Annotated in this window: 3 protein-coding genes and 1 pseudogene; all 4 read left to right on the top strand. The window is 32.5% G+C overall.

Annotated elements, in window-relative coordinates:
• Positions 1–388: pseudogene (locus ACPDG9_RS15830) on the top strand (hypothetical protein); the annotation flags it as partial.
• A 294-nt stretch (positions 389–682) separates the two neighbouring features.
• A complete protein-coding gene (locus tag ACPDG9_RS15825) occupies positions 683–1855 on the top strand; it encodes a hypothetical protein (RefSeq protein WP_430528667.1) in 1173 nt (390 codons plus the stop codon).
• Positions 1856–1971: 116 nt separating this feature from the next.
• A complete protein-coding gene (locus ACPDG9_RS15820; protein ID WP_430528666.1) occupies positions 1972–2223 on the top strand; it encodes a hypothetical protein in 252 nt (83 codons plus the stop codon).
• Positions 2207–3454, top strand: coding sequence for a hypothetical protein (locus tag ACPDG9_RS15815; RefSeq protein ID WP_430528665.1), 1248 nt, complete (start codon positions 2207–2209; stop codon positions 3452–3454). The genes ACPDG9_RS15820 and ACPDG9_RS15815 overlap by 17 nt, the downstream gene beginning before the upstream one ends.
• Positions 3455–3810: the final 356 nt, after the last annotated feature.

Raw genomic sequence — 3810 nt, 5'->3', positions numbered from 1 at the left:
TCGCGGATTTGATGGAAAGTTAATTGTAAAGAAAAAGATGTTAGCCGCTGCTATAGAATTAGCTCAAGAAGATGAAGATTATATCCGTGTTCCCTTAGATTACTACTTTATTCAAATGACAACCACTTATGTCTCTAATGAATATGCTGCAGATGAAAGCGAAGTAGACAATTATATGAGACAGCGTGAACCTTATTACACGCCTGAGGAACGTGCAATGATCTGGGTATATACTTCTTTGCTAGAGTTAAAAGTATCTCCTAGAGTATCAAGTAGTATTCCATATACTTTTATTTCTCTTGCTCATCAGTTTCCAGAATTATATGAAGTGGCGAGTGACAATAATTTCTTTGGAGAAGATATGACAGCCGTTTTGGAATATTTGTAATATTTAAGGTCCTTCAATAATTGTTTTTTTGTGATATAAAAAAGTATATCTATACCTTCCTTTTAGAAGACTAGGTCATTAATAGTGCCTTGTATTCTCAATTGTATCTACCAGCAAGCAGATCCGAATTACTCATTTATTTGAAGCAGCATAACTATTTTGGTTATCGTGATTATCCGGAGATAATCGAAGAGATGCGTACGGAGCATGGGATGTGGTAACTAAAGGCTCAGCGGAAGTTGAGCTTTTTTAGTATCAGCCTATAATGCACGAATAGCACGTAACAACGCCAAGATGAGCGAAGGGAGAAAAGGCGTGAAGAACTACTTTCAACAGCTAAAACTCGCGGTTAATCCGATATACAATGAGGTACAGAATCGAAATAAAAAGCGGGTACCGGTAAAGGTGGAAAGTGGAAATTCGGAATCAGGGCATCGTAAAGATTGTATATGCAAACAACTTTACTTTGGAATGTATTTAAAAAGCTGTGAAGAACGTAAAAAGGTGATAGAAGTAGCAGGAAGGTTGTGGGGAGAAGATAAGAAACTAGAGTTTGCTAATTATTTAATGGCTGTAATGTATATTGAAACAGCAGGAACATTCTCACCAGCTATAGAAAATAAAAGAGCTAACGTATTGGGATTATTACAATTTCAAGTAGCAACAGCAATAAGTCTGAATACGACACAAGCCAAATTAAAAGCAATGTCTTTTATAGAGCAAATGGATTATGTTGAAAGATACTTATTTAAAAGTAAAAAAGTACTAACGACAGGGGTAGATTTATATCTATTTGTCATGCTACCGTCTGCAGTCGGAATGGGAAATAATCCACAAGGAATAATTTTTGATTCATCTATAGATGTACCAGATTCGCATCCTAAAGGTGATGGATATTTAACTAAAAAAGAAGAGAGAGAGAAAAATATAACCAAGAATCCTTGGGCAAAGAAATATGGATATAAGAGTAACCCCTCTTTTTTGATGGAAGACAAAAAGAAAGAGTATAATACTTATACGTGGAAGTGGAGTTACTTACATCAAAAGTTGGAGTACAAACGAGGATATGATAATGGCAAAACCTATGTATGGGAAGTTGATGAAAAATTTAGAGAAGAGTTGAGCGCAGGTGAACAACTTAAGTATAAAGGGTTTTGTAAGAATGATCAAACGAACCATACTGGTGAAAGAGCTCCTTGGATGGAAGTCGCTATAAAGGAAGCTCAATTAGCGGAAGGAAGAAAAGAATGGGATGTGTCAGAACAAGTTATTAAGTATCACAGATTTGTTGGGGCAACAGAGTCTGTTAAAACTCCATGGTGTACATCCTTTTTGAGTTGGTGTTTAGAGCAAGTTGATGTAAAGAGTATTAAAACAGCAGGATCTAGATTTTATAGATTTTCAGAAGAAGATAGAATGGTAAATGATAGAAATAGTTCTTTTTACAAAAATCTTGTAAAGTTATAGAAGAACCCATATATGGGACAATTGTTGTAAGAGCTGATTGTGATAAAAATGGTAATGTTGTATCTGCTGGGCATGTTGGTTTTATTTTTGGACAAGAAAAGGATAAAGTGGGTACTATGGAGTATCTTATATTGGGAGGAAATCAAGGTGATATGTTAAACATAATGTCAATAAATTGTTCTGGTAAGGTTATAACTAACTCAAAAGGAAAAAAGACTAGAGTGGTTAGTTTATTATTACCTATCGATTATGAAATAAAAGAAAGTGATAAGATAAATAAAAATGATATTTATGGAACTTCTTCAGAGGCAAACAAAAAAGTAACAACTAAATCAATAAAAACGACAAGTGATGAAAAGACAACTTAAGTATGTTTTTTACTCTTTTATGTTATTAATAATCGGGTGTAAAGAAGATAAAACAATTGATAGAAATTATAATAAAGTTGAGTTAGAAGAAATGAATAATGTTTTTAAACAAGACTCCCTTTCTGAAATGGAGAAGAATCCTGAATTATATAAAATTTTATATAAGGAAATAATGGAAAATATTGATGATTATGAAGCTTTTCCTGCTACAGAGTCATACTTTATGCTACAGATAGACTTAATGTATAAGTATCTAAAATCTGTTAATTATAGATTCTTGAATCAAACAGAATTTTTAGCTAGATTGAATGTAATATTTAAATATAAAAGAATTGAGAATTCAGACGATATTATCTACTTGAGTAGAGATAGTAATAATTGTAAAATTTATAATAAAAATGAAATAGGAAACTTTAGTACAATAGATGATACTAATGGAGATGAGTTTTATTTTTTATTGGAGAAAGGTTTTATAACGCACGTTTTTAGATTACCTGATTTAGTTTCTTATAGAGAAGAATATCCTAGTTTATCTATTATAGAAGATAAACGAATCGAAAAAGATAGAGAAAACGGTGATGTAGATATTAAATATTGGAGAGATAAAGCTAACGACATGAGGGAAATAGGTTTTATTTATAAAAAGATGGAACACTATAATAGATATCTATTTAATAATAGTAAAGCAAGTTTGACTTGGTTGAAACTTAATGACGGACGAGAATTGAAAATATTGGTCAAAAATTATGGTTACGTAGCTGATAAAGACTTATTAAAATGGGTTATTGATGAGACTCCTATTAGAGATACTCAAGGAATGAACAATATAGAGGATTACTTGCGTTTGTTTTACATAGTAACCTGTGATAAGCAGTTAGTTTTACATCAAGAGACAATGGATATGATGGCATCCTATAATATGGAGCAACATCTAGAAGATATAAGTCATCTCATTACAACATTGCGATTAGATGAAAACTATTTAGATGATTTTTCCTTTTCTCAAAAGGCTAAGTTGTATGCCTATTTTTTTGAACTTATAAGAAGATTGGGTATTAATGATGATTTTAAAAGTATCGTGGCCGTTGGAACTTTTTACAAATTTTCAGAATTAAATGAGCAATACGACGAAGAGTTTCGAAAAAACAATTATTATGAATTCAAATCGTTTAAAAAATTCTGGGAAGAGGCGAAAGAAACAGGGAATGGGATTAATATTCCGAATCCATAGTGTTTTTTTCCTTATGGAGTTGATGATTTTAATAAAGTGAAAGTGGACAGAGTCAAATAGTCAATTGTATCTACCAGAAAGCAGAACCGAATTGCTCGCTTATTTGAAGCAGCATAATTATCTTGGTTATCGTGATTATCCGGAGATGATCGAAGAGATGCGTACGGAGCATGGAATGTGGTAACTAAAGGCTCAGCGGAAGTTGAGCTTTTTTAGTATCAGCCTATAATGCTCGAATAGCACGTAACAACGCCAAGATGAGTGAAGGAAGAAAAGGCTTGAAGAACTAAACAAGTTAGGTGGTGAGTTTTAGAACTCATAATTGGTTCGTCTTTCGGAATATCAGTAGAAAGAGA

The sequence above is a fragment of the Myroides sp. C6-3 genome (assembly GCF_050522425.1).
Classification (GTDB): Bacteria; Bacteroidota; Bacteroidia; order Flavobacteriales; family Flavobacteriaceae; genus Flavobacterium.
Note: the sequence above shows the minus strand (reverse complement) of the source record. Positions and strands in the feature narration are given on the sequence as shown.

Bases quoted from the DNA above. Each gene is read 5' to 3' on its own strand.
- ACPDG9_RS15815 (WP_430528665.1), top strand. From the start codon at position 2,207: ATGAAAAGACAACTTAAGTATGTTTTTTACTCTTTTATGTTATTAATA.
- ACPDG9_RS15820 (WP_430528666.1), top strand. From the start codon at position 1,972: ATGGAGTATCTTATATTGGGAGGAAATCAAGGTGATATGTTAAACATA.
- ACPDG9_RS15825 (WP_430528667.1), top strand. From the start codon at position 683: ATGAGCGAAGGGAGAAAAGGCGTGAAGAACTACTTTCAACAGCTAAAA.